This window comes from Staphylococcus sp. GDB9P120P, from assembly GCF_017893435.1.
GTDB lineage: Bacteria > Bacillota > Bacilli > Staphylococcales > Staphylococcaceae > Staphylococcus > Staphylococcus cohnii.
On record NZ_JAESNB010000010.1, the window covers coordinates 230553 to 252175 of the forward strand.

At 33.7% G+C, this 21623-nt stretch carries 17 protein-coding genes and 1 pseudogene; 5 read left to right on the forward strand and 13 right to left on the reverse strand.

Going from position 1 to position 21623, the window contains the following annotated elements:
- Positions 1-44: 44 nt before the first annotated feature.
- A complete protein-coding gene (locus tag KA856_RS11965) occupies positions 45-1226 on the forward strand; it encodes an MFS transporter (protein ID WP_107385821.1) in 1182 nt (393 codons plus the stop codon).
- 162 nt (positions 1227-1388) lie between these two features.
- On the opposite strand, the gene KA856_RS11970 is transcribed toward KA856_RS11965, so the two are convergent.
- Together KA856_RS11970 and KA856_RS11975 are read right to left on the reverse strand one after the other, a co-directional pair.
- Positions 1389-1865, reverse strand: a complete 477-nt coding sequence (locus KA856_RS11970; protein ID WP_210138735.1) for an SRPBCC domain-containing protein — start codon at positions 1863-1865, stop codon at positions 1389-1391.
- Positions 1866-1942: 77 nt separating this feature from the next.
- Positions 1943-3325: an amino acid permease gene (locus tag KA856_RS11975; RefSeq protein WP_107521414.1), complete on the reverse strand. Its 1383-nt coding sequence runs from the start codon at positions 3323-3325 to the stop codon at positions 1943-1945.
- Between the two features lie 829 nt (positions 3326-4154).
- On the opposite strand from KA856_RS11975, the gene KA856_RS11980 reads away from it, so the two are divergent.
- From KA856_RS11980 to KA856_RS11990, 3 genes are all read left to right on the forward strand, one after another.
- Positions 4155-5399, forward strand: coding sequence for a Glu/Leu/Phe/Val family dehydrogenase (locus KA856_RS11980; protein WP_107384029.1), 1245 nt, complete (start codon positions 4155-4157; stop codon positions 5397-5399).
- A gap of 220 nt (positions 5400-5619) precedes the next feature.
- Positions 5620-6564 (forward strand): agmatinase family protein, encoded by a 945-nt coding sequence (locus KA856_RS11985; protein ID WP_210138736.1) that lies wholly within the window; start codon positions 5620-5622, stop codon positions 6562-6564.
- A 60-nt stretch (positions 6565-6624) separates the two neighbouring features.
- Positions 6625-7800: an Nramp family divalent metal transporter gene (locus KA856_RS11990; RefSeq protein WP_432590865.1), complete on the forward strand. Its 1176-nt coding sequence runs from the start codon at positions 6625-6627 to the stop codon at positions 7798-7800.
- 71 nt (positions 7801-7871) lie between these two features.
- Here KA856_RS11990 and KA856_RS11995 read toward each other — a convergent pair whose 3' ends face one another.
- From KA856_RS11995 to KA856_RS12015, 5 genes and pseudogenes are all read right to left on the reverse strand, one after another.
- Positions 7872-8945: a YkvI family membrane protein gene (locus KA856_RS11995; protein ID WP_107385826.1), complete on the reverse strand. Its 1074-nt coding sequence runs from the start codon at positions 8943-8945 to the stop codon at positions 7872-7874.
- Positions 8946-9234: 289 nt separating this feature from the next.
- Positions 9235-10554 (reverse strand): MFS transporter, encoded by a 1320-nt coding sequence (locus tag KA856_RS12000; RefSeq protein WP_210138738.1) that lies wholly within the window; start codon positions 10552-10554, stop codon positions 9235-9237.
- A gap of 31 nt (positions 10555-10585) precedes the next feature.
- On the reverse strand, positions 10586-11956 hold the full coding sequence (locus KA856_RS12005; RefSeq protein WP_107385828.1) for a flavin monoamine oxidase family protein: 1371 nt from the start codon (positions 11954-11956) through the stop codon (positions 10586-10588).
- Between the two features lie 32 nt (positions 11957-11988).
- On the reverse strand, positions 11989-12870 hold the full coding sequence (gene dapA, locus KA856_RS12010; RefSeq protein ID WP_107385829.1) for a 4-hydroxy-tetrahydrodipicolinate synthase: 882 nt from the start codon (positions 12868-12870) through the stop codon (positions 11989-11991).
- Positions 12871-12898: 28 nt separating this feature from the next.
- Positions 12899-14396: pseudogene (locus tag KA856_RS12015) on the reverse strand (aldehyde dehydrogenase family protein).
- A 171-nt stretch (positions 14397-14567) separates the two neighbouring features.
- Here KA856_RS12015 and KA856_RS12020 point away from each other — a divergent pair.
- Entirely contained in the window at positions 14568-15428 is an 861-nt protein-coding gene (locus tag KA856_RS12020; protein ID WP_107385831.1) for a MurR/RpiR family transcriptional regulator, read from the forward strand.
- 96 nt (positions 15429-15524) lie between these two features.
- On the opposite strand, the gene KA856_RS12025 is transcribed toward KA856_RS12020, so the two are convergent.
- The 6 genes from KA856_RS12025 to KA856_RS12050 are packed head-to-tail and all read right to left on the reverse strand — an operon-like array spanning position 15525 to position 21615.
- Entirely contained in the window at positions 15525-16346 is an 822-nt protein-coding gene (locus tag KA856_RS12025) for an SDR family oxidoreductase (protein WP_107385832.1), read from the reverse strand.
- Positions 16346-17377: a mannonate dehydratase gene (uxuA, locus tag KA856_RS12030; protein WP_181187648.1), complete on the reverse strand. Its 1032-nt coding sequence runs from the start codon at positions 17375-17377 to the stop codon at positions 16346-16348. Before uxuA ends, KA856_RS12025 begins: the two co-directional genes overlap by 1 nt.
- Before the next feature lie 2 nt (positions 17378-17379).
- Positions 17380-18786 (reverse strand): glucuronate isomerase, encoded by a 1407-nt coding sequence (gene uxaC, locus KA856_RS12035; RefSeq protein ID WP_107385834.1) that lies wholly within the window; start codon positions 18784-18786, stop codon positions 17380-17382.
- 15 nt (positions 18787-18801) lie between these two features.
- Complete coding sequence (locus tag KA856_RS12040; protein WP_107384037.1) at positions 18802-20097, reverse strand: TRAP transporter large permease; 1296 nt, start codon at positions 20095-20097, stop codon at positions 18802-18804.
- Positions 20094-20603: a TRAP transporter small permease gene (locus tag KA856_RS12045; RefSeq protein WP_210138739.1), complete on the reverse strand. Its 510-nt coding sequence runs from the start codon at positions 20601-20603 to the stop codon at positions 20094-20096. Before KA856_RS12045 ends, KA856_RS12040 begins: the two co-directional genes overlap by 4 nt.
- The gene (locus tag KA856_RS12050) at positions 20578-21615 is read right to left on the reverse strand and encodes a TRAP transporter substrate-binding protein (protein ID WP_107385836.1); all 1038 of its coding nucleotides are present in this window, start codon (positions 21613-21615) and stop codon (positions 20578-20580) included. The genes KA856_RS12045 and KA856_RS12050 overlap by 26 nt, the downstream gene beginning before the upstream one ends.
- Positions 21616-21623: the final 8 nt, after the last annotated feature.

Below are 21623 nucleotides of genomic sequence, written 5' to 3' on the forward strand. Positions count from 1 at the left end.
AATAAATCATGGTTAAAAATTTATATTAAAGGACGGTATTAAATATGTACGATAAACTCTGGTCAAAAGATTTTATCTTCATTACAATGACAAACTTTTTAATGTATTTAATACATTATACATTAATCGTCACTGTCACTATATTTACGATTGATAAATACCACGCCTCGGAAAGCATGGGTGGTTTAGCAGCTGGTATATTCATCATCGGTATGTTATTTGGACGTTTAGTATCGGGAAGAATTATCGATAATCTGCAACCTAAAAAAGTGTTAATATACGGTATTATTTTCTCAATCATCACTGTTGCTTTATACTTTGCAATCAACAGTCTTCTTATATTAATGATAGTAAGATTATTACATGGCATTGCTTTTGGCCTATCTTCAACTGCAACTGGTACAATTTCATCTAGAATTATTCCAGATAAACGTAAGGGTGAAGGTATTGGTTATTATGCATTAAGTGTAACGACCGCTTCAGCAATCGGACCATTCACTGGTATCATATTAAATCAAAGATTTGGTTTCGAATCTATTTTTATCGTTAGCTTGGCAGTCATTATTTTCGCTTTTGTTATCTCATTATTCATCAAAGGGTTACCAAAACCAGAACCGTCAACAACGGACAATGAATCTAAGCAAAAAGGGCTTAGTGCTTATATCCAAAAAGAAGCATTACCAATATCCTTTGTTATCATATTCGTTGGTATCGCATATTCTAGTGTACTATCGTTTTTAACTGTTTATACAGAACAAATCAACCTTGCTACGGCATCTAGTTTCTTCTTTATTGTATATGCAGTAAGTACCTTTGTTACACGTCCGTTTACTGGAAAAATTTATGATCATTTCGGTGAAAATAAGGTAATGTATCCAGTATTAATTAGCTTCATGGTTGGACTCATACTTTTAAGTGCAACACATACAAGTTTATTATTACTTATTTCAGCAATTTTTATTGGTATCGGTTACGGTACAATCATTCCAAGTGCGCAAGCGATTGCTATACAACAGTCTCCAGTAGAAAAAATTGGACTCGCAACTTCTACTTTCTATATGTTTGCAGATTTTGGTGCTGGTATAGGGCCATTTATTTTAGGTGTGCTTATCCCAATTATGGGTTATCGTAATTTATATATCACTATGGCTGCACTCGTTATTTTATCTATAGTACTTTATTTCATTCTACATGGAAAAAAAGTAGCTAAAAATACCAGTTATTAACATTAAGCTTATGTAACCTAAACAAACCATTGATATACAAACGATTTCTTTAAATACAAAAGATCAGTTACAATATATTTTGTCGAACTAATAAGGCAAGCAAACGAAATTTGTTTCCGTTTGCTTGCCTTATTTTTTGATAAATTTTTAATGCATTTCACTTTAAATCACCACTAAACTGGCTTCAATTTCAGTTTTCTTCGCTTCAAAATCACAATTCTGTTGCTCTAACGGCTTACCTGTTTCGGCAATATTTTTGATACTTTCTATTTGAAATTGCCATCCAGCAAAATCTAGTGTAATATGTGGAAATTCAAAAGGTAAATACTCATAAAAGATGAGTTCTACATAGGATTGATGTTCATATAATTCAAATTTCACTTTCCCAATATCCCATGTAAAACCAATCCTTTTATTTGCTTCAAAATGTGTAATACGCATTTCTAAATCTTCACTATCATCTAAGTGAAACAACATTTTTCCACCTTCTACGCGTTCTTGAAATGACAATTGAGGAAACCATTGTTGTATCCCTTCCGTGGTACTTAAATAATCAAAAATACTATGTGCATCACTCTTGATTTTCAAATTTATTGTTTGATAAACACCTGATTGATCTTTAGCATACTGTATCGCCATTTTTATCCTCCTAAAAAAATAGGAATATAACCTATAAGTAATCATTACTTTGGTTATATTCCCTAAAAATATTTTTATTATACTTTTTCTTTGGATTGTGATTGAAGCGCTTTTTCTTTTTTCGTGTAATTAAAATAGATGAGTCCCAATAATATAAACCATATTGGCGACAACACAACACCCATTCTTGTGTCAGGTACAATAAATAATATCAACAACACAAAGACAAAGAATAATTGTACAAACCTTGCAGTGTGAATACCACCTGGTAACTTGAACTGACTTTCTTTGTGGTGGTTAGGGTTTGATTTCGCATATTTTGCATAAGCATGCATGATGAACATCCATACAACAACTAACAAAATAGTTGAAATTGCAGTTACGTAGAAAAATACTTGTGTTGCATTTGGAATAAAATAATTTAAAAGTACAGTTATAGATAATAACGCACAAGTGACAAGTATTGCGACAAAAGGTACACCTCTATGATTCGTTTTCATTAGCAAGTGGTGTGTTTGACCTTTTTCCGACAGTCCAAAGAGTATTCTACTATTTGCAAAAATACCACTATTACAAGCCGATGATGCTGCTGTAAGTACTACAAAATTGATTAAACCAGCTGCAAATGGTACACCAATTAATGCAAATAAGCTGACAAATGGACTGTTGTTAGGATCTATATCTTGCCAAGGAATAATTGACATCATAACGGCTAAAGCACCCACATAAAATAGTAAAATACGAATAGGTACACTATTGATCGCTTTAGGTATCGTTTTATGTGGATTTCTCGTTTCACCTGCTGTAATACCTAGAATTTCTATACCTGTAAATGAGAAAACAACCATTTGAAATGACATAAAGAATCCAGAAGCACCATGTGTAAATAATCCACCATTACTATAAATATTAGATATACTCGTTTTTCCAAATGGCGTTTGAATCGCAAATATAATCATCACTACACCCACAACTATGAGTGCCAATATCGTTACAACTTTAATAATGGCAAACCAAAATTCTAACTCACCAAACATTTTAGTACTCGTTAAGTTAAAAGTCATGAGTATCAAGATACAAGCTAATGATGTAATCCAATTTGGTAAATCTGGAACCCAATATTCTACATATTTCGCAACAGCTGTAATTTCTGCCATACCTGAAGTTATCCATGTTAACCAATACGTCCATCCTGTTACAAAACCAGCAAAAGGCCCAATTTGATCATGAGCAATATCTGCAAATGTTTTGTATTTCGTATTAGCAAGCAACATTTCCCCCATCGCGCGCATAAATAAAAATAAAACAAAACCTACAATAATGTAAGTGAGTAATATCGATGGTCCAGTCAAACTGATAGACTGACCTGCCCCTAAAAATAGGCCAGTACCAATAGCACCACCAATAGCAATAAGTTGAATGTGTCTATTGCTTAACTCTCTGTTTAATTTATTTGTCATAAATTTGCTCCAATTCCTTTGTTTTAAAACATAATCAACATATAGAACTTAAAATCATACCCCTTAACTTCAAGTTGCAAAATACTATAAATCAAAAATGTTTGATTGTATAATATTATTTATTTCTGAAAATTACAACTATTCCTCAAAATTATTTTAAATAAAATTGTGTTATTACACTATTATTTTATTTATACTATAAAGTTTATGAGTCATTTATTATATGATTTATTTCTATTTTCATTGTGCATTATGTTGATTTCATTCTATATCACTATTGCGAGGTAAAATCTATGTAAAATATAAATATTTAAGACGTATGTTTCTTCATTGTTCATAGCTATAGTAGAGAAGTCTAGTTATGACATAGTCCCAATATAGATGAGCAATACACAATGTAACGTGTCATAAAAAAATATAACTATTCTAATAAATATATGGTCTTTAATCATGGCTAGCCATTTTCGTACACCATTAAAAATCACTTTTAACTATCCCATGAGCACTTATATTTTAGTAACATTAAATATAACTATCTACAACATCATTCTCCTTTCAATATCTATTAAGATTTAAGTATAATTAACCAATTTTGTAATGTTGATTTTCACCACTGTAATGTGTTTTCTTGGCGTTCTCTGCAATATTTAATCACTATTTAAGCTTAAAATGAAATATTTGTTCACAAAAAAATTATACACCTTTATATTAATTGAATTTTCTAACTTTTATAAAAATTCAGTTATTATGTATTGATTTTATATCTTATTATCGATAACATTTATATATAAGTAACTTATATATTGAAGTAATGATAGAGGAGATAAACATGACAGAAAATAATAACTTAGTAACTTCGACTCAAGAAATTATGAAGGAAGCCCTACATAAATTAGGTTTTGACGATGGTATGTATGAACTTGTCAAAGAACCTTTAAGATTTTTAGAAATTCGAATTCCTGTACGCATGGATGATGGCACTGTCAAAACGTTTAAAGGATATCGTGCGCAACACAATCAAGCTGTTGGCCCAACAAAAGGTGGTATCCGTTTCCACCCTGACGTGAATGTAGAAGAAGTCAAAGCATTATCGATGTGGATGACAATGAAATGCGGTATCACAAACTTACCTTTCGGTGGTGGTAAAGGTGGCGTCATATGTGACCCAAGAGAAATGAGTAATTTAGAACTAGAACGTTTATCACGTGGATATGTCAAAGCTATCTCGCAATTTGTAGGACCTGCCAGTGATATCCCAGCACCAGATGTATATACAAACCCCCAAATTATGTCCTGGATGATGGATGAATATAGTAAAATCAACCGTTCAAATGCATTTGCGTTTATTACAGGTAAACCACTTTCTTTAGGTGGTTCGCAAGGCCGTAATCGTGCTACAGCGCTAGGTGCTGTAATCACAATTGAAGAAGCTGCAAAACGTCGAAATATTAATATTGCAGGTTCTCGTGTAGTGATTCAAGGTTTTGGTAATGCCGGAAGTTTCATTGCTAAAATTTTACATGATAAAGGTGCTAAAATTGTGGCAATATCGGAAAGTCGAGGCGCTTTATATGATCCTGAAGGTCTAGATATTGAACACCTTCTAGCATTGAAGGAACAACATGGTCGTGTAACACCATTGTTCGAAGAAGTCCTTCCTAATGAAAAATTATTTGAACTCGACTGTGATATTTTAATTCCTGCAGCATTATCTAATCAAATTACAGAAACAAACGCACATTTAATTAAAGCTAAAATTGTGGCAGAGGCAGCCAATGGCCCTACGACACAAGAAGCAACTAAAATATTAACGCACCGTGACGTTTTAATCATACCAGATGTACTTGCTAGTGCAGGTGGCGTAACGGTATCTTACTTCGAATGGGTTCAAAATAATCAAGGCTATTATTGGTCTGAAGAAGAAATTATCACGAAACTTGAAGAAAAGATGGTTGAAGCATTTAATAAAATTTATGATTTGGCAGAAAATAGAAAAATGGATATGCGCTTAGCAGCTTATGTTGTAGGTCTAAAACGTACAGCTGAAGCAACACGTTTCCGTGGTTGGGCATAATACTTACTTTCTATTTTATGGCGCAAAAAGCTGATTCAAATTTGAATCAGCTTATTTTTTTACCTTAGTATTCACGCTTTAATCAAATTTCAAAATTAAAATACTTTCCTATTGATATATTTACATTTTTAAAAGGTTTAAAAATAGAATTTTCTGAATTTGTTTGAAATTAAAAATTATCCAATATATACTTATTTACAACAAAGGGAGGTTATACATTATGAAAAACAATATTTATGGTAATGTACCATGTTTTTTAAATGGTAAAAATCTTACATCCACAGATAATTTAGATACAGATGTTATTGTTTATGGTGCACCTTTTGAAGGTGAAAATACCTGGGGTGACTATACTGGTGTTGAATTAGGTCCAAAGCAAATTAGGGTTTGCTCAGCACGTTATAGTCAATATTTACCAGAGTTGAACCATATTGATATTAGCGAACATTTAACAATGGGCGATTTCGGTGATGTACCATTTGTTGCGCACAATAATCAACAAAGCTATGAAAACATTGAAAAATTCACTAAAAGGCTATGGGAAAGCGAGAAATTTTTAGTTGGTTTTGGTGGTGAACATGGTGTCACTTACCCTATTCTTAAGTCACTGACAGAAACGGGTAAAAAAGTGGGCATTATACATTTGGATGCGCATTATGACAACATGCCTGATTATGAAGGAGAAATTTACGCTCGTAATACCCCATTCATGAGATTATATGAAACAGATGGTATACGTAATGAAAGTATCATTCATACAGGTATTCATGGTCCTAGAAACAAACCAGAGACAGGCCGTTATGCTCAAGAAGCTGGTGCAGTAACACTTACGATTAATGATATTAGAGCAGCAAAAGATTTAAAACAATATGCTAGAGACATTTATGCTCAAGCGAGTAAAGATGTAGATGTCGTCTATTTAACAATTTGCAGTGATGTACTAGACTTTGCCTTTAATCCAGGTGGTCCTGTAGATGGCAATGGACTAAGTTCTTATGAACTATTAACAATGATATATGAGTTTGGTGCGTTAGGCTTATGCGGTATGGATTATGTAGAAGTTTATCCAATGCAAGACGCAAACCAGAACTCTGCACACTTCGTTTCAACAGCTGTATTATATGTACTTGCGGGTCATGTAAATTATTTAAATAAAACGAAATAATGAGGGGTGATGACATTGGTCAAAAATGTAAGGAAGATTATTAAATCTCTTGGTCCTGGTATGATTATCACCGCTTCATTTATTGGTCCTGGAACCGTAACAACAATGTCACAAGGTGGCGCTGGTTTTGGTTATAGTCTATTATGGGCTGTTGTTTTCTCAATTGTTGCAACCATCGTACTCCAAGAAATGATTATTCGACTGTCACTCGTAACAAGAGAAGGTTTAGGGGAAGCAATACAAGAATTGTTTGCCCATAAAGTAGGTAAACTGATTATTGTATGGTTTACCTTAATAGCTGTAACCATTGGTTGTGCTGCTTATATTAGTGGCGATTTAATTGGAACTTCACTTGGTGCAGCATATCTATTAAATTTACCAGAAAATCTAGTAGCGCCTATCATCGGCTTTATTATTTTACTTATCGGGTTATTTGGTAATTATAAATTTTTGGAAAAAATAATGATTTTCCTTATGGTAATCATGGGCATCATCTTTATTACAACTATGGTTGTGATTAAGCCAGATATTTTTGGTATTTTAAAGGGTGTATTTGTACCTACGATTCCGAATGGCTCTATTATAACTGTCATAGCATTAATTGGAACAACAGTAGTGCCTTATAATTTCTTCATCCACTCTACAGCGGTACACGAACGTTTTAATGGTATAAAAGAACTCAAATTTGCGCGTTGGGATACTATTATTTCAATAACTGTTGGCGGTATTATTTCGGCAGCTATTCTTATTGCCGCTGCCACATTAATTCGAGGTGATGAAGTCAAAAGTATTATTCAACTTTCTGGCCCACTTAAACCAGTTTTAGGCGATGCTGCACCCTTTGCAATTAGCATTGGTTTGTTTGCAGCCGGGCTTTCATCAGCAATTGCTTCCCCTACTGGTGCGGCAGCTACAATAAGTAGCTTATTAGGATGGAAAGGTGGCATGGAAAGTAAAAAATACAAGATTGTATTTACAGTTATTATCCTTATTGGTATTACAACATCCTCACTCGGATTTGAACCATTAGAAGTATTGTTAGTGGCACAAGCTTTAAATGGTATTATATTACCTATCGTTGCCATACTAATCTTTATTATCATCAACAAGAAAAATCTAATGGGCCGTTTTGTCAATAACATTTGGCTTAATATTATCGGTTTTATCGTTGTTTTAATCGTCACATTCTTAGGCCTTTATAGTCTAGTTGACGCAATTACAAGTTTCTTGTCTTAAATTAAAAAGACGTATAGTCCAATTGTCTACAAAATTGGTTACTATACGTCTTTTATTTACATTTTTAGCGATTACATTAAACGTTTTTCACTAAATTTATTATAAACCCATCTAATTAATAATGCAGCACTGATAAACAGACCAATATAGCCAAATGTTTTAAACACAAAGTTTACAAGATCTACAAAGCCAATAAAACTTAAGATAAAAGCTACAATTAAAGAAATTGCCAAAAGTGCAACGTAGCCTTTACTACTTGGTCGTGTAAATCTACTTAAAAATGGATACAACATACCAATACAGCTATTGAAAATAACACCAATCATTACTGCTGACATAAATACACCTATATAAGGATGTATATCATTGGCCAATAATAATGTAGGAATATCTACACTATTAGCATTTTGGATGTTAGCCATTAATCCACACGTCATAATTAATAACAATATACTAAATGACAGGCCACCGTAAAACGCTCCCCTACGCGCTGTTTTATGACTCATAGCATCACTACCAACGATGGTTAGGAAACTAAAGCTATTTCCAATAATTAATCCTCCATAAACAATTGCATCCCACCACCATATGGAACTAGACGTTTTAGATGGTTTTGTATATTGTGCTACCTCTGAAAATGGAATTGTAGGATTGATAATGTTATAGCCCGCAATCACTAAAACTGCGATTACTAAAAACGGCGTAACTACGCTTAATATTGTCATGATCTTATTAAATTTAAGTTGCAGTACAATAAAAAGTAAAATTACAATCGCTAATGAACCTGTCCACATCGGAAGTCCAAACCCTTGATAAAGTGCAGAGCCTCCACCAGCAATCATGACCACAGTTAAACCAAATAAAAAGAAAATTGTTAAATAATCAATTACCTTACCGACATATTTTCCGAAAATATGGTTCAATGAAATTTCATATGTATTCGCGTCCAAACGATAACCAATTTTTGAAATTTGTCTAGTTGCAAACGTTACAATAATACCTGTAAGAATTACTGCAATATATGCATAATTTCCATGGTTAACAAAGAATTGTAATAGTTCTTGGCCCGTTGTAAATCCTGCGCCAACTATAAAACTAAGATAAGCGAGCGCAGTTTTAACTGCAGCCTTATTATCTTTACTCATTTATCATACATCCCCTTCAAAGTTAGTTACTATGTACTATTTATCAGGTTTTCAAAATAAATAATCATTGTGCCAATAGATTAAAAACACAAAAATCGAAACAAACGGGAGCGAGACAAATATCATACTTTCATAGTAGATGCTTTTGTCTCGCCCCAGCAAAAGTAACTAGGGTTAATAAACAATTTATCTAGTCAACTTTTTCACTTCATTCAGCTCATAACAACCGTATTCAATTAAATCAAAGCCATTCATTTATACCTAGACTCAAAAAACTTTAAAATTTAACCTAAATAGCTCCTGCCTCTTCTAAATTTTTCCCTTTCGTTTCCGGTGCCATATAGATTGACAGTATAAAACCAATAAATAATAGGGTTGATGAAATATACATTGTTATACTCAACCCATAATTTTCTAAAATCATCGGAAAGAAAAATGTACTTAAAGCAGATCCTAATCGACTCACAGTAGTAGTAAATCCTCCACCTGTACCACGTACATAAGTTGGGAATAGTTCATATGGATAAATCCATTGGTGGCTTCCCATAGCTGTATTGAAAATACCGTAAATAATAAATAGTACAAGTATAATTAGAAATGGAGCGTTTCCTCCAGATACTATACCTAATGATAACAAAGCTAGTGCAGTAATCAAGAAGGGCCATATCAAAGTTGGTCTTCTTCCATACTTTTCAACTAAGTATAATGCTGGAAAAATACCTATTAAATAAAACATATTAATAACAGCAGATCCTAAATATTTTTGTGAGCCTTCATGGAATCCAAATTGTGAAAGAATCTCAGGGATATACGTTCCAATAGCAAATGTAGTCATCACTTGTAATGACCAAAATACAGAAACAAAAAATGTACGTCTGCCATAACCATTTTTAAAAATATCTGCCAAATTTGTTTTCTTATGCTCATGAATTGTATTTGAAACAACCACGTCGTCACCAAATATTTTTTTTACAATTTGTGCTGCTTCTACATTTTTCCCTTGTTTTGTTAACCAGTGTGGAGATTCTGGCATATTAAGTCGAGCTAATAATAAAAAGATAATTGGTAAAGCCCCGCTTAATAACATCCATCTCCAACTCTCTGTGCCTAATGGGAGCATAAAATAACCAACAAGATACGAAATAGCATAGCCAATAAACCAAAATGCATTAATGCCACCTAACAATGCTCCCCTATGCTTTCTGGGTGCAAATTCGCTCATAAGCGAACCAGCTATTGGATAGTCTGTACCTAGTGCAATACCAATCAACAGTCTCAATACTACTAACTGCATTGGATCTGCAACAAAAAATTGTGCGGTGGTGAAAACACCTAATAACAACATATCAATAATAAACATTTTTTTCCGTCCTAATATGTCGGTAAAATAACCGCCAACTAACCCGCCAATGACCATACCTGCTAATGTCCCCATACCTAGTAAACCAATCATAGTCACAGACATTTCAAAATCATTTTGCATTACTGAAAGTGCGATGGCTATAATTCCTAAACTATAGCCATCAACAAAAGAACTGCCACTAGCATAAGAAAAAATTTTCATGTGAAACTTGCAAAAGGGCATATCCTCCATAGATTTATTTGTCATAAAATAGCCTCCACATCGTTTTTGTAAACGCTTACAAAACTTCTCGCAAATCTTCATTTTTGGTAAAACCTAATAAGCTATTAATATTTTGAGCTGCAGTATACCCAGTTTGAATTGCTGTTTCAGTATAAAACGTGCCTAAATAATCGCCTGCTAAAAACAAACGCCCTTCTGGTTCTATTAATGTTGATTGTATATCAGCACGTCCAGGATACACATACGCTGATCCATATGGAAATTTATTCACCTTAGCTTCTACGACATAATCTCTAAACCCAGGAAGAATCTCTTCTAAATCATTCAAGTATATTTCTAATATTTCGTCTTCAGATTTGTCAATTAATGCTTTACCTCTATTCGCAGGTGAAAATGTCATAAAGCTACTGCCCTGTTCACGATTTTTCTGTTGTGCATGAATGACATTTGAATTGTGTATTAAGATATCGAATGATCTCTTGGGAGTAGCAAATGCGTACACATCATCCCAAATTTGTTTACCTTGTTCATTTGTTAAGAATGATGCACTCACATGTGGGCCATATTTAATTTGGCTAAGTGCATAATCTAGCTTTGCACTTAAATTTTTTGTAATTTTACGTGTGATTGGTGCTGGTGTAGTTATGATGGCATACTTTGCAGTTTCTACAAACTCAGTTCCATTTTGTTGATATTTCACTGTTACAAAGTCTTGATTATGAATGATTTCTTGGACGTGTGCATTGATTTCAACTTTATTTTTTAAATGGTTGGCAATTGTGTTCGTTAATGTCGATGGACCTCCCATTATGTTTTGGGATAAACCGCCTTTTTTATTCCAAATCATATGAAAGTAACCGATGCCTGCACCAGCTGAAATTTGTTCAGGTTCACCTGTTGACCTACTTACTGTAGGTCTAAAAATAGCATCTGCGTCAACTGGTAATTTTCCTGTAAACTCCGAAAATGTTTTATTATTCATAAAATCTAAAATGCGTTGTTGTTGTACACTATAATCTTCAACTTCTTTCTTTTGAGCAACCTTCGCATATTTCATCACTGCAGCTCTTACTTTTGCACCTGCAGTCAACATTGCTAGTCTAGATTTCCATGACATAGGCACTCTAAATGGGTACAATTCTACTCGTCCATCTAACAAAAGTTTTCCATTTAAATGCATAGCAGAAAGTTTTCCAGGCACTGGTAATGACTTAACACCTACAGATTTTAATAAATCATCTGTTGCTGATCCTTCGCCTGCATAAACATGCCCGCCCCAATTCATCCAATAGTTACCACGTCTTTCAGACATCACGCGTCCACCAACACGATTTTCTGATTCTAATAATAGTATATCGTGGTTACTTAATCTCCATGCCGCTGATAATCCTGCCAATCCACCACCGATAATAATGACATCTTTCATATTAGCACCTTCTTATTCTAATTTTCTTGCACTTAGTTATTTATTTCATTCAATAATTGTGTCATTTTCTTTTCAAAAGATTCAGATGCTGGTTGTAACGGCAAGCGGCACGCAGTTCCTGAGATACCTAATGCTTTCAAACCAGCTTTAACTGTTCCAGGTACAGTTTCTTCTTCTAATAAGTTAAATAAAGGTAGTAATTTCTTATTTAATTCAGCTGCTTCTTTTACATTATTTTCTTGAACTAACTCATACAGTTTTGCAATTTTATCCGGAACTAAATTATGTACAAGGCCTATTGCACCATTTGCTCCTATTGATAATGAAGGTAAAAATAGATCTTCAAAACCATTTAACAAAGCAAAATCTGTATTATCTTTCACTAAGTTAAGTAATTTAGATGTATGAATACCGTCTGCAGTATTTTTAATACCGATCACACCTTCAATTTGACTAATTTCATGTATTAATTCAGGTGAAAGTTCAACGCCTGTTGCATCTGGATAATGATAAATAACGATGCCAATGTCAGCATTTTTAGCCACAGCTTTATAATGATCTAATATCCCTTCGTCACTTGTAACCATATAATATGGATTGATGACTAATGCTGAGTCTGCACCAACATGTTCTGCATAATTCGTCAATTCAATTGTATCAAGCGTTCTATGACAACCAGTTCCTGCCATTACTTGGACTCTTTTATTCACTTGGGATGTTACAAATGCTATGATTTTTTTTCGCTCTTCGAAAGTCATCAGTGAGTATTCTCCAGTACTCCCCCCTACTAGCACGCCGTGAATTCCTCCTGCAATTACATGTTCGATTAATTTTTCAAACGATTCAAAATCAATATCTCCATTTTCTAACATTGGTGTTGGTAAAGCTGCTATCATTCCATATGGTTTATACATAATATTATGCTCCTTATCTTTTTTTATTTTAATCTATATTAATCATGACGCTTTTAACTGACGTATAGCTTTCTAATCCATACTCGCCGCCCATTTCTCTACCGATACCAGATTGTTTATATCCACCAAAAGGCATTGTTTCTATTTCAAGACCGACTGTGTTAATCCATACTGTGCCAGCTTCTAACTTTTTGGATATATAATGACCTTGTTTAATATTTTGTGTCCAAACACTTGAAGCTAAACCATACTGACTATCATTAGCTCTATCAATGACTTCATCAATATCATCAAATACAAAGACAGACATGACTGGACCAAATATTTCTTCTCTCGCAATGGTCATATCATCTTCCACATCTGCAAAAATAGTAGGTTCAACATAATACCCCTGTTCATATGCTTGATTACCACCAAATATTAATCTGGCACCTTCTTTTTTTCCTTTCTCTATATAATCTATTACTTTGTCTTGTTGTCTCTTTGAAATCAACGGCCCCATATCATAACTGTCATCCATACTTGGACCTAATTTTATTGACGCTGCTTTTTCCTTTAATCCCTCTAAAACAGTTTCATAAATATCTCTATGCACATAAACACGCGTACAAGCGCTACAATTCTGTCCTTGGTTATACATTGTGCCACTAAATGCGCCTTCAATCGCTTCATCTAAGTCAGCATCTTTTAATAAAATAGCTGGAGATTTACCGCCTAATTCTAACGTGACATTTTTTATTTCATCTGCTGCACTTTTCATTACATTCTTACCTACATTTGTAGAACCAGTAAATGCGATTTTATCTATTTTCGAATGATTAACGATTGCCTCACCTGCTGTTTTACCTGGGCCAGGAACAATATTAACTACCCCATCAGGAAAGCCAGCCTGCTTAAATAACTGAGCTGCATATAATAACGATAATGGCGTTTCAGTCGCTGGTTTTATAACAATCGTACAACCCACGGCCAATGCAGCACCTAATTTCCAGGAAGCCATTAATAATGGAAAATTCCAAGGAATAATTTGTCCAACAACACCAATAGGTTCGTGAACCGTGTAACTGACCAAGTCATTTGAAATTTGAGTGGTTTTACCACTAATTTTTGTTGCAAATCCAGCATAATATTCAAATTGTTGAATTGTTCCATCTATATCATCCACTAATGCAACATCATATGGTTTGCCACTATCAATAGATTCAAGTTGAGCCAACTCTTCTCGATGTGCTTTTAACAACTGTGCAAAATCATAAATAATATTACTTCTTGTATGCGCTTCCATTTTTTGTCCATTCACCATTATCAAAAGCTGCTCTTGCTGAATCAACTGCATAATCAATATCTACATGATTAGCTTCATGTACATTAGTTATGACCTTTTCAGTAGAAGGATCCAAAACTTCAAATACCTTTCCTTCATTAGCATTACAATAAGAGCCATTAATATAAAGTTGGATATCTTCTTTCAAAAATGATTGCACTTTTGGTTTTAAATTTTCAAATTTATAATTTAGCAATTTTATACCCCCTTGTTTTTATTAAATAGAATATTATCACTTGAATGAACAAATGTAAACCCTTACATTTATAAAAGGAATATTTTTGTTCTTTTTCAGAATTTTTATTTGCTATAAACCTTTGTTATGATATAGATAAAGTTATTTGAATGAACAGAAACGAGGCGCTTGGTTTTTATGAATCAAAATCCAGATTTAAAATCAAAAATTGTAAAAGTTAAAAAAAGTTTACCCAAAAAACAGCAAAAACTCTGCGACTTTATACTTAAACATTTTGAAGACTTAGGGTTAATAACGATTAAAGAATTGTCTCAACAAGCTGAAGTGGGAATTTCTACAGTTATGCGTACCATACACGCTTTAGATTATGAAAATTTCAATGATTTTCGTAAAGATATTTACAATGAAGCCTTGCCAAATGAAACTAAATTCTCTCTTAAAAATGCTTTTGGTGACATCAATCATGAACAAGGTTTTGCATTGACTGATGTTTGGGATAAAAGCGTCGATTTATTAAATCAATCATTAAAACCTGACTTAATAGAAAACTTTGCTACTGCTGTTGAATATATAGAAAATGCAACGAGTGTATGTATCCTTGGTACACGTCCTTATAGGGCGACTGCTTTATATTTTGAGCATTTACTAAACGAATTTTATTTAAATATTCATCAGCTTAGTAATGATACTGATGCTATTTTTGATAAAATTACCAAAATGACTAAAAATGATATATTGATTGTCTTCGCTTTTGAACCCTACACAAATTCAGTGATTCAAGCTGTAAAAGAAACAAAGCGTCAAGGCAACCGTGTTATTTTAATCACAGATTATGACTCTTCACCAGTTTTAGAATATGCAACTATTACTTTAAAACTTTCTGTTAGAAAGGATCATTTTTCAATCATTCCAATTATTGCGCTGATTGATGCATTAGTGTTGGAACTTGGCAGACGTACTTCAGATAATGCACTATCCAATTTAGAAAAATTAGAAGATGTATTATATCGCAACAATATTACTTATAATGACGAATAGAATCACTGCTATTTTAATCAACTAGTGATGCAACAAAAAAATCAACACTTTCATCTTATAAAAATGAAAGTGTTGATTTTTATTTGATTATTTTATTTATACGCCAGAATATGATGAGAAGCCACCATCAACTGGAACTACAATACCTGTGACAAAACCACTCATATCGTGATCCATTAACCAGTATAATGTGCCTAAAATATCTTCAGGTACACCAAAACGATCCATTGGTGTTTGTGAAAGTATTTTTTGAGCACGTTCTGAATATGAACCGTCTTCATTTCTTAGCAATGCCTTATTTTGATTTGTTTCGAAAAATCCTGGTGCAATTGCATTAACACGAATTTGTCCCGCAAAGTAAGTGCTTAACCATTGTGTAAAGTTACTTACTGAAGCTTTTGCACCACTGTACGCTGGAATTTTTGTCAACGGTGTAAATGCGTTCATAGATGAAATATTGATAATTGTTCCTGTTTCAGACGCCACAACATCTTTGCCGAATACTTGTGATGGTAAAAATGTGCCAGTATAGTTTAATTTAAAAACTTTATCTACACCTTCTTCTGTAAGATCAAAGAACGTTTTGTCGCCTGCTTTGTCGTACATTTCATCATTCGTTGTCGCATCAGGATGATTGCCACCTGCGCCATTGATAAGTATCGTAATTGCGCCAAACTTATCATTGAATGTTTGTTTCGCTTGCTCTAAAGCTGATTTATCTAGCACATCTGCTACTAACCCTACCGTTTGCGCTCTGTCTTTATCAATTTCATCTTGCAATTCCACAATTTTGTCTTCGGAACGACCTAGTATTCCCACATTCGCGCCTTTCTCTACAAGTGCTTTGACAAAAGTAGAACCAATGACACCTGTCGCACCTGTAATAACGACATTAACATCTTTGAATTGTGTTGCCATTATTTACTCACTCCTTCTATTAAGCCATTAATATAAGTTGCACCTAAAGCTCTATCGAACAAGCCATAACCAGCTTTACCTGTTTCTCCCCAAATCATACGTCCATGGTCAGGTCTGATGGTACCTTTGTAATCAATGTCTCTCAGCGCTTCAGTAACGGCTTTCATATCTACTGAACCATGTTTAGATAAATGGCCTGTTTCTATAAATGAATATTCACCAATACGTTTAACATTTCTCATGTGTACAAAATGAATGTGATCACCAAATGTTCGAATCATGCTCGGTAAATCATTTTCTGCTAATGCGCCTAATGAACCAGTACAGAAACAAATGCCATTATGTGTATCATTGCTAATGGATAATAAACGTTCGTAACTTTCTTTATTTTTAATGATACGTGGTATACCAAATATCGACCAAGGTGGATCGTCCGGATGTATAGCCAGATCCACATCATGTTCGATAGCAGTTGGTAATACAGCATCTAAGAAGTATTTTAAGTTATCCCATAGTTGATCATCAGATGTTTCTCGATAAGATGCAATCAGTTGATTCATCTCTTCACGTGTGTAACTTTCATCCCAACCTGGTAGATTTAAATTCGTCGTTAGTGGATCAATATCTTTAATTTGATCATGATTATAGATCAGTGTATTGGAGCCATCTGATAAATCATAATCTAATTGCGAACGTGTCCAATCAAATACCGGCATAAAGTTATAAGTTACCGTTTTAACACCATTTTCAGCGAGATTAATCAGTGAAGTTTTATAGTTTTCAATGAGTTGATCTCGTTTATCTGTACCAAGCTTTATTTCCTCACTGACAGGTAAACTTTCTACAACTTCAAATTTCAAACCCGCATCTTCAATTGACTGTTTTAATGCTGCAATTCTTTCTTTAGTCCAAACTTCTCCAACAGGAATGTCATAAATAGCTGTAACAATTTGTTTCATATCTGGAATTTGTCTAATATTATTTAATGTTACTGGGTCATCTTCTCCATACCAACGAAATGATAATTCCATGGTTATACCTCCTCAACGCCTTCTATTTTGAATAATTTTACTGCATTGTTATAACAAATATCTTTCACTATTTTAGTGATGGTTTCTTCTGATAATTGAATCTCACCTTTTTCAATTCTATCTCCTAAGAAATTACATAATATTCTTCTAAAGTACTCATGACGTGTATACGAAATCATGCTACGTGAATCAGTAAGCATACCTACAAATTTAGATAATAAACCGACATTAGCATACTCTACTAAGTGTTGCTCCATACCTTCTTTTGTATCATTAAACCACCATGCAGCACCGAGTTGGACTTTGTGATTACTATTGGTAAAATTCCCTGCAGTTGCTTGTACCATTAAATGGTCATTACCATTATTTGGATAAATAATCGTATCTGATAACGCATGATTTTGTTCTAGATGATCTAGTAAGGCATTTAATTTTTTAGCACTTAGCTGTTCGCCTACACTATCAAAGCCACTATCTGGTCCTGTCATTTTAAACATACTTGAGTTATTATTTCTTGTTGGTCCAAGGTGGAATTGTACAACCCAACCTAATTCTTCATAAACCTTACTAATTTCAGTTAATATATAACCTGCTAATTCATATTGTTCAGTTTCTGTTACTTGTTCACCACGTTTTAGCGCATTATAAATTTCAGTTGCTTTTTCAACAGTTGCTGTTACTAACGGTGTCTTTTCAAAGCTTTGATCTGAACTACGTGCACCTTGTCTATCAAAATAATGTACACGCGCTTTTAACGCATCAATGTAAGTATTTAAATCTAGAACGTCACAATCCGTCGCTTGATTTAATTGGTCGATTTTTGTATGGATAGACTCATTATTTAAGAAAACATAACTGTCTGGTCTAAACGTAGGGATGACTTTAAATGTAACGTTGCTATCTTCATTTAATAACTTATGATATTTCAAGTCATCACATGGATCATCCGTCGTACATACCACTTTAACATTACTTTGTTTAATTAAATTTTGTGGTGTGTGTGAAGGTTTTGCTAACTTTTTATTTAGTGATTTATATAATTTACTGATATTCACTTTATCTAAATCTGTATCTTCATTAAAATAGCGTTTTAATTCTAATGCACACCAATGATACATTGGATTCACAATTGCAAACGGTAACATATGCATAAATGCTTGGAATTTATCAAAATCATCAACACTGCCTGTAATAAAAGCTTCCTCAATGCCATAAGCTCTCATTAAACGCCATTTATAATGATCTCCACCTAACCATAATTGTGTAATATTGTCATAATTTTTATTTTCGTAAATTTCTTTTGGGTCTAAATGACAATGGAAGTCATAAATTGGTAAATCTTTAACCTTTTGGTATAGCTTTACTGCTGTTTTACTATTTAATAAAAAATTATCATTAATTAAAGTCATATAATTGCTCCTTTTCTATAATCCTAGTAATTTCGGAAGGAATAGTGATAATTGTGGAATAAAAGTAATGATTAGCATTAAAATAATTAATGCCACAAAATATGGAATTAAATATTTAAATACTGATTCAACACGCACACCGCCTACACTTGCTCCCACAAACAACGCACTACCAACTGGTGGTGTGATATTACCAATACATAAGTTAAACGCGATAATGATACCAAAATGAATTGGATCAAGACCTAATACTTCTGAAATCGGTAAAAAGATAGGTGTAAATATAAGTACTGCTGGTGTAATATCCATAAAAGTACCAATGACTAATAAAATAACGTTGATTAATAATAACAATGCAATTGGATTGTCAGTCATTGAGATAATGCCATTGGATATCGCTTCCGGTAAACCGGTATAACTCATCACAAGTGAAAATAATGCCGAAGCGGTGATTAAGAATAAAATCATTCCGCTAATTTCAGCTGTTTCTTTGATAACGTTGGATAATTGTTTGATTTTTAAACTTTTATAAATCAACGAAAGTACTACAGAATATAAAACCGCGACTGCTGCACCTTCTGTTGCTGTAAAGATACCTCCGACAATACCGCCGATAACCACTACAATTAAAAACAAACTTGGTAATGCATCCAATGTTAAGAATAATCTATCTTTCCAACTTATTTTCTCTGATACTTTATAACCTTGTTTTTTCGCCATTACATAAGCAACGATCATACACGCAATACCCCATAAAATTCCTGGAATATAACCCGCGATAAATAGCGCTGCAATGGATGTCCCGCCGCTGACTAATGAATAAACAATCAATAGTGAACTCGGTGGGATAAGTAAACCTGAAGGTGCTGATGCGATATTTGCTGCTGCTGAGTATTCTTTTTTATAACCTTGTGTTTTTTCCATAGGTCCCATAATACGACCCATGGCAGCTGCTGCAGCTACACTAGAACCAGAAATAGAACCAAAAAGCATATTACCAACAATATTTGTATGAGCTAATGATCCTGGTAATCTGCCAACGAGCACCTTCGCAAAGTTAACTAATCTAAATGCAATACCGCCGTTGTTCATGATGATACCCGCTAGCACAAATAACGGAATCGCTAACATCGTAAAATCATCAATGCCGGTTACCATACGCTGCGCTGCAGTTACGATAGTGACATCGAATGGTAAAATCAATAACAGCGTAATAATAGAACTTAAAATAATCGCTAATGCAATAGGTAAACCAATGATAAGAAAAATGAAGAAAGTGATGAATAATACTAATCCTGCAATCGTTGTCATAAGCCATCACCGCCTTCAAGCTCATCACGCTCTTGAACTGCAGTCATTTCCTCTGTATTTAATAAATTATAAAATACATAGAATATAATAAATACTCCTGAAACAGGCAATGCGCCATACATCGCGGCCATTGATAAACCTGTTGACGGTGCGATTTGAGACCAAGTCAATTTCACAACTTCAAAACCGCCCCAAATCATGAGCACGAGTGCCACGATAATTAATATAATGTCCGAAATCTTTTCCAAGTATAGCTGTACTTTTTCAGGTAATTTTTCTCTGATAAATACAATGGCAATATGCTGTTTAATCCCAAAGACATAACTAGCACTCAATAGCCCAAACCATATCAACAAGAATCTAACAATTTCTTCACTCGTCGTACTTGGTGTGTTAAAAATAAAGCGTGTTGCGACTTGATAAATCGATAAGATAACCATTACAAAAAGCGTAATACCAGCTAGCGTTAACAACAATTTATCAATGATTTGTTTTGCTTTTTTCATAGCGCTGTTCCTCCTTCTCGATTAGTTTATAATCCTCTTTCGTATCAGGATTATTTTTAAATTCATCTTGAAGAGGTTTAGAAGTCGCTTTAAATGTAGACTTGTCTACATCATGAAACTTCACGCCCATTTTTTCTGTCGCTGTTTTTTTAGCATCGCTCACTGCTTTATCCCAAATAACTTCATGTTTTTTTGTGGAATAATCCGCAGCATCTTCTAACCATTTTTGTTGTTGTTTCGTCAAGCTGTCATAGGTTTCTTTGTTCATAATTAAAATATCGGGCACGGTTGCATGTTCTGTGTAGTAATAATTTTTAGCAACTTCACCATGGTTATTCGTTGTTAAAGAAGTTTCATTATTTTCTGCTGCATCAATAACACCTGATTGCATTGCAGTGTACACTTCACCATAATCCATCGGTGTTGGCGTACCACCTAACGATTTAATTAAATCTACGCTTGTTTTTCCTGGTTGAACACGAATCTTCAAGCCTTTCAAATCTTTGTTGTCTTTAATCTTCTTATCTTTCGTGTAGATATTACGCATACCAGCATCATAGTAAGTAATACCTAAAAATCCTTGGTCGTCTGTCGATTTAAAGAAAGCATCTTGTACGTTTTTACGTTTCATTACGTGTCGATAATTATCTTCAGACTCAAATAAATATGGCATATTAAATAATGAATACGTTGGCGAAAAACTTTCCAGTGCGCCAGCCGAAACTTTAGTCATTTGAATTGCATTCGTTTGTGTCATTTCTATCGCTTCACGCTCACTACCGAGCTGACCATTCGGATAAATATTCACCTTTATTTGACCATGTGATTCTTTTTCTAATCTATCTTTAAAAATTTTTAATGATTTATGAACAGGATGTTCCGTTGGCTGATTATGCGCTAACATGATTTCTTTGGTCTTTGTTTTAGCAATCGTCTCCTCATTTGTAAGCATCATCGATACCATCCCCATCGCAAAGAATGCGCTTACAAGAAGGAGTGTAAATTTCCTCATAAAGATTA

Bases quoted from the DNA above. Each gene is read 5' to 3' on its own strand.
- KA856_RS11965 (WP_107385821.1), top strand. From the start codon at position 45: ATGTACGATAAACTCTGGTCAAAAGATTTTATCTTCATTACAATGACA.
- KA856_RS11970 (WP_210138735.1), bottom strand. From the start codon at position 1,865: ATGGCGATACAGTATGCTAAAGATCAATCAGGTGTTTATCAAACAATA.
- KA856_RS11975 (WP_107521414.1), bottom strand. From the start codon at position 3,325: ATGACAAATAAATTAAACAGAGAGTTAAGCAATAGACACATTCAACTT.
- KA856_RS11980 (WP_107384029.1), top strand. From the start codon at position 4,155: ATGACAGAAAATAATAACTTAGTAACTTCGACTCAAGAAATTATGAAG.
- KA856_RS11985 (WP_210138736.1), top strand. From the start codon at position 5,620: ATGAAAAACAATATTTATGGTAATGTACCATGTTTTTTAAATGGTAAA.
- KA856_RS11990 (WP_432590865.1), top strand. From the start codon at position 6,625: ATGATTATCACCGCTTCATTTATTGGTCCTGGAACCGTAACAACAATG.
- KA856_RS11995 (WP_107385826.1), bottom strand. From the start codon at position 8,945: ATGAGTAAAGATAATAAGGCTGCAGTTAAAACTGCGCTCGCTTATCTT.
- KA856_RS12000 (WP_210138738.1), bottom strand. From the start codon at position 10,554: ATGACAAATAAATCTATGGAGGATATGCCCTTTTGCAAGTTTCACATG.
- KA856_RS12005 (WP_107385828.1), bottom strand. From the start codon at position 11,956: ATGAAAGATGTCATTATTATCGGTGGTGGATTGGCAGGATTATCAGCG.
- dapA (WP_107385829.1), bottom strand. From the start codon at position 12,870: ATGTATAAACCATATGGAATGATAGCAGCTTTACCAACACCAATGTTA.
- KA856_RS12020 (WP_107385831.1), top strand. From the start codon at position 14,568: ATGAATCAAAATCCAGATTTAAAATCAAAAATTGTAAAAGTTAAAAAA.
- KA856_RS12025 (WP_107385832.1), bottom strand. From the start codon at position 16,346: ATGGCAACACAATTCAAAGATGTTAATGTCGTTATTACAGGTGCGACA.
- uxuA (WP_181187648.1), bottom strand. From the start codon at position 17,377: ATGGAATTATCATTTCGTTGGTATGGAGAAGATGACCCAGTAACATTA.
- uxaC (WP_107385834.1), bottom strand. From the start codon at position 18,786: ATGACTTTAATTAATGATAATTTTTTATTAAATAGTAAAACAGCAGTA.
- KA856_RS12040 (WP_107384037.1), bottom strand. From the start codon at position 20,097: ATGACAACGATTGCAGGATTAGTATTATTCATCACTTTCTTCATTTTT.
- KA856_RS12045 (WP_210138739.1), bottom strand. From the start codon at position 20,603: ATGAAAAAAGCAAAACAAATCATTGATAAATTGTTGTTAACGCTAGCT.
- KA856_RS12050 (WP_107385836.1), bottom strand. From the start codon at position 21,615: ATGAGGAAATTTACACTCCTTCTTGTAAGCGCATTCTTTGCGATGGGG.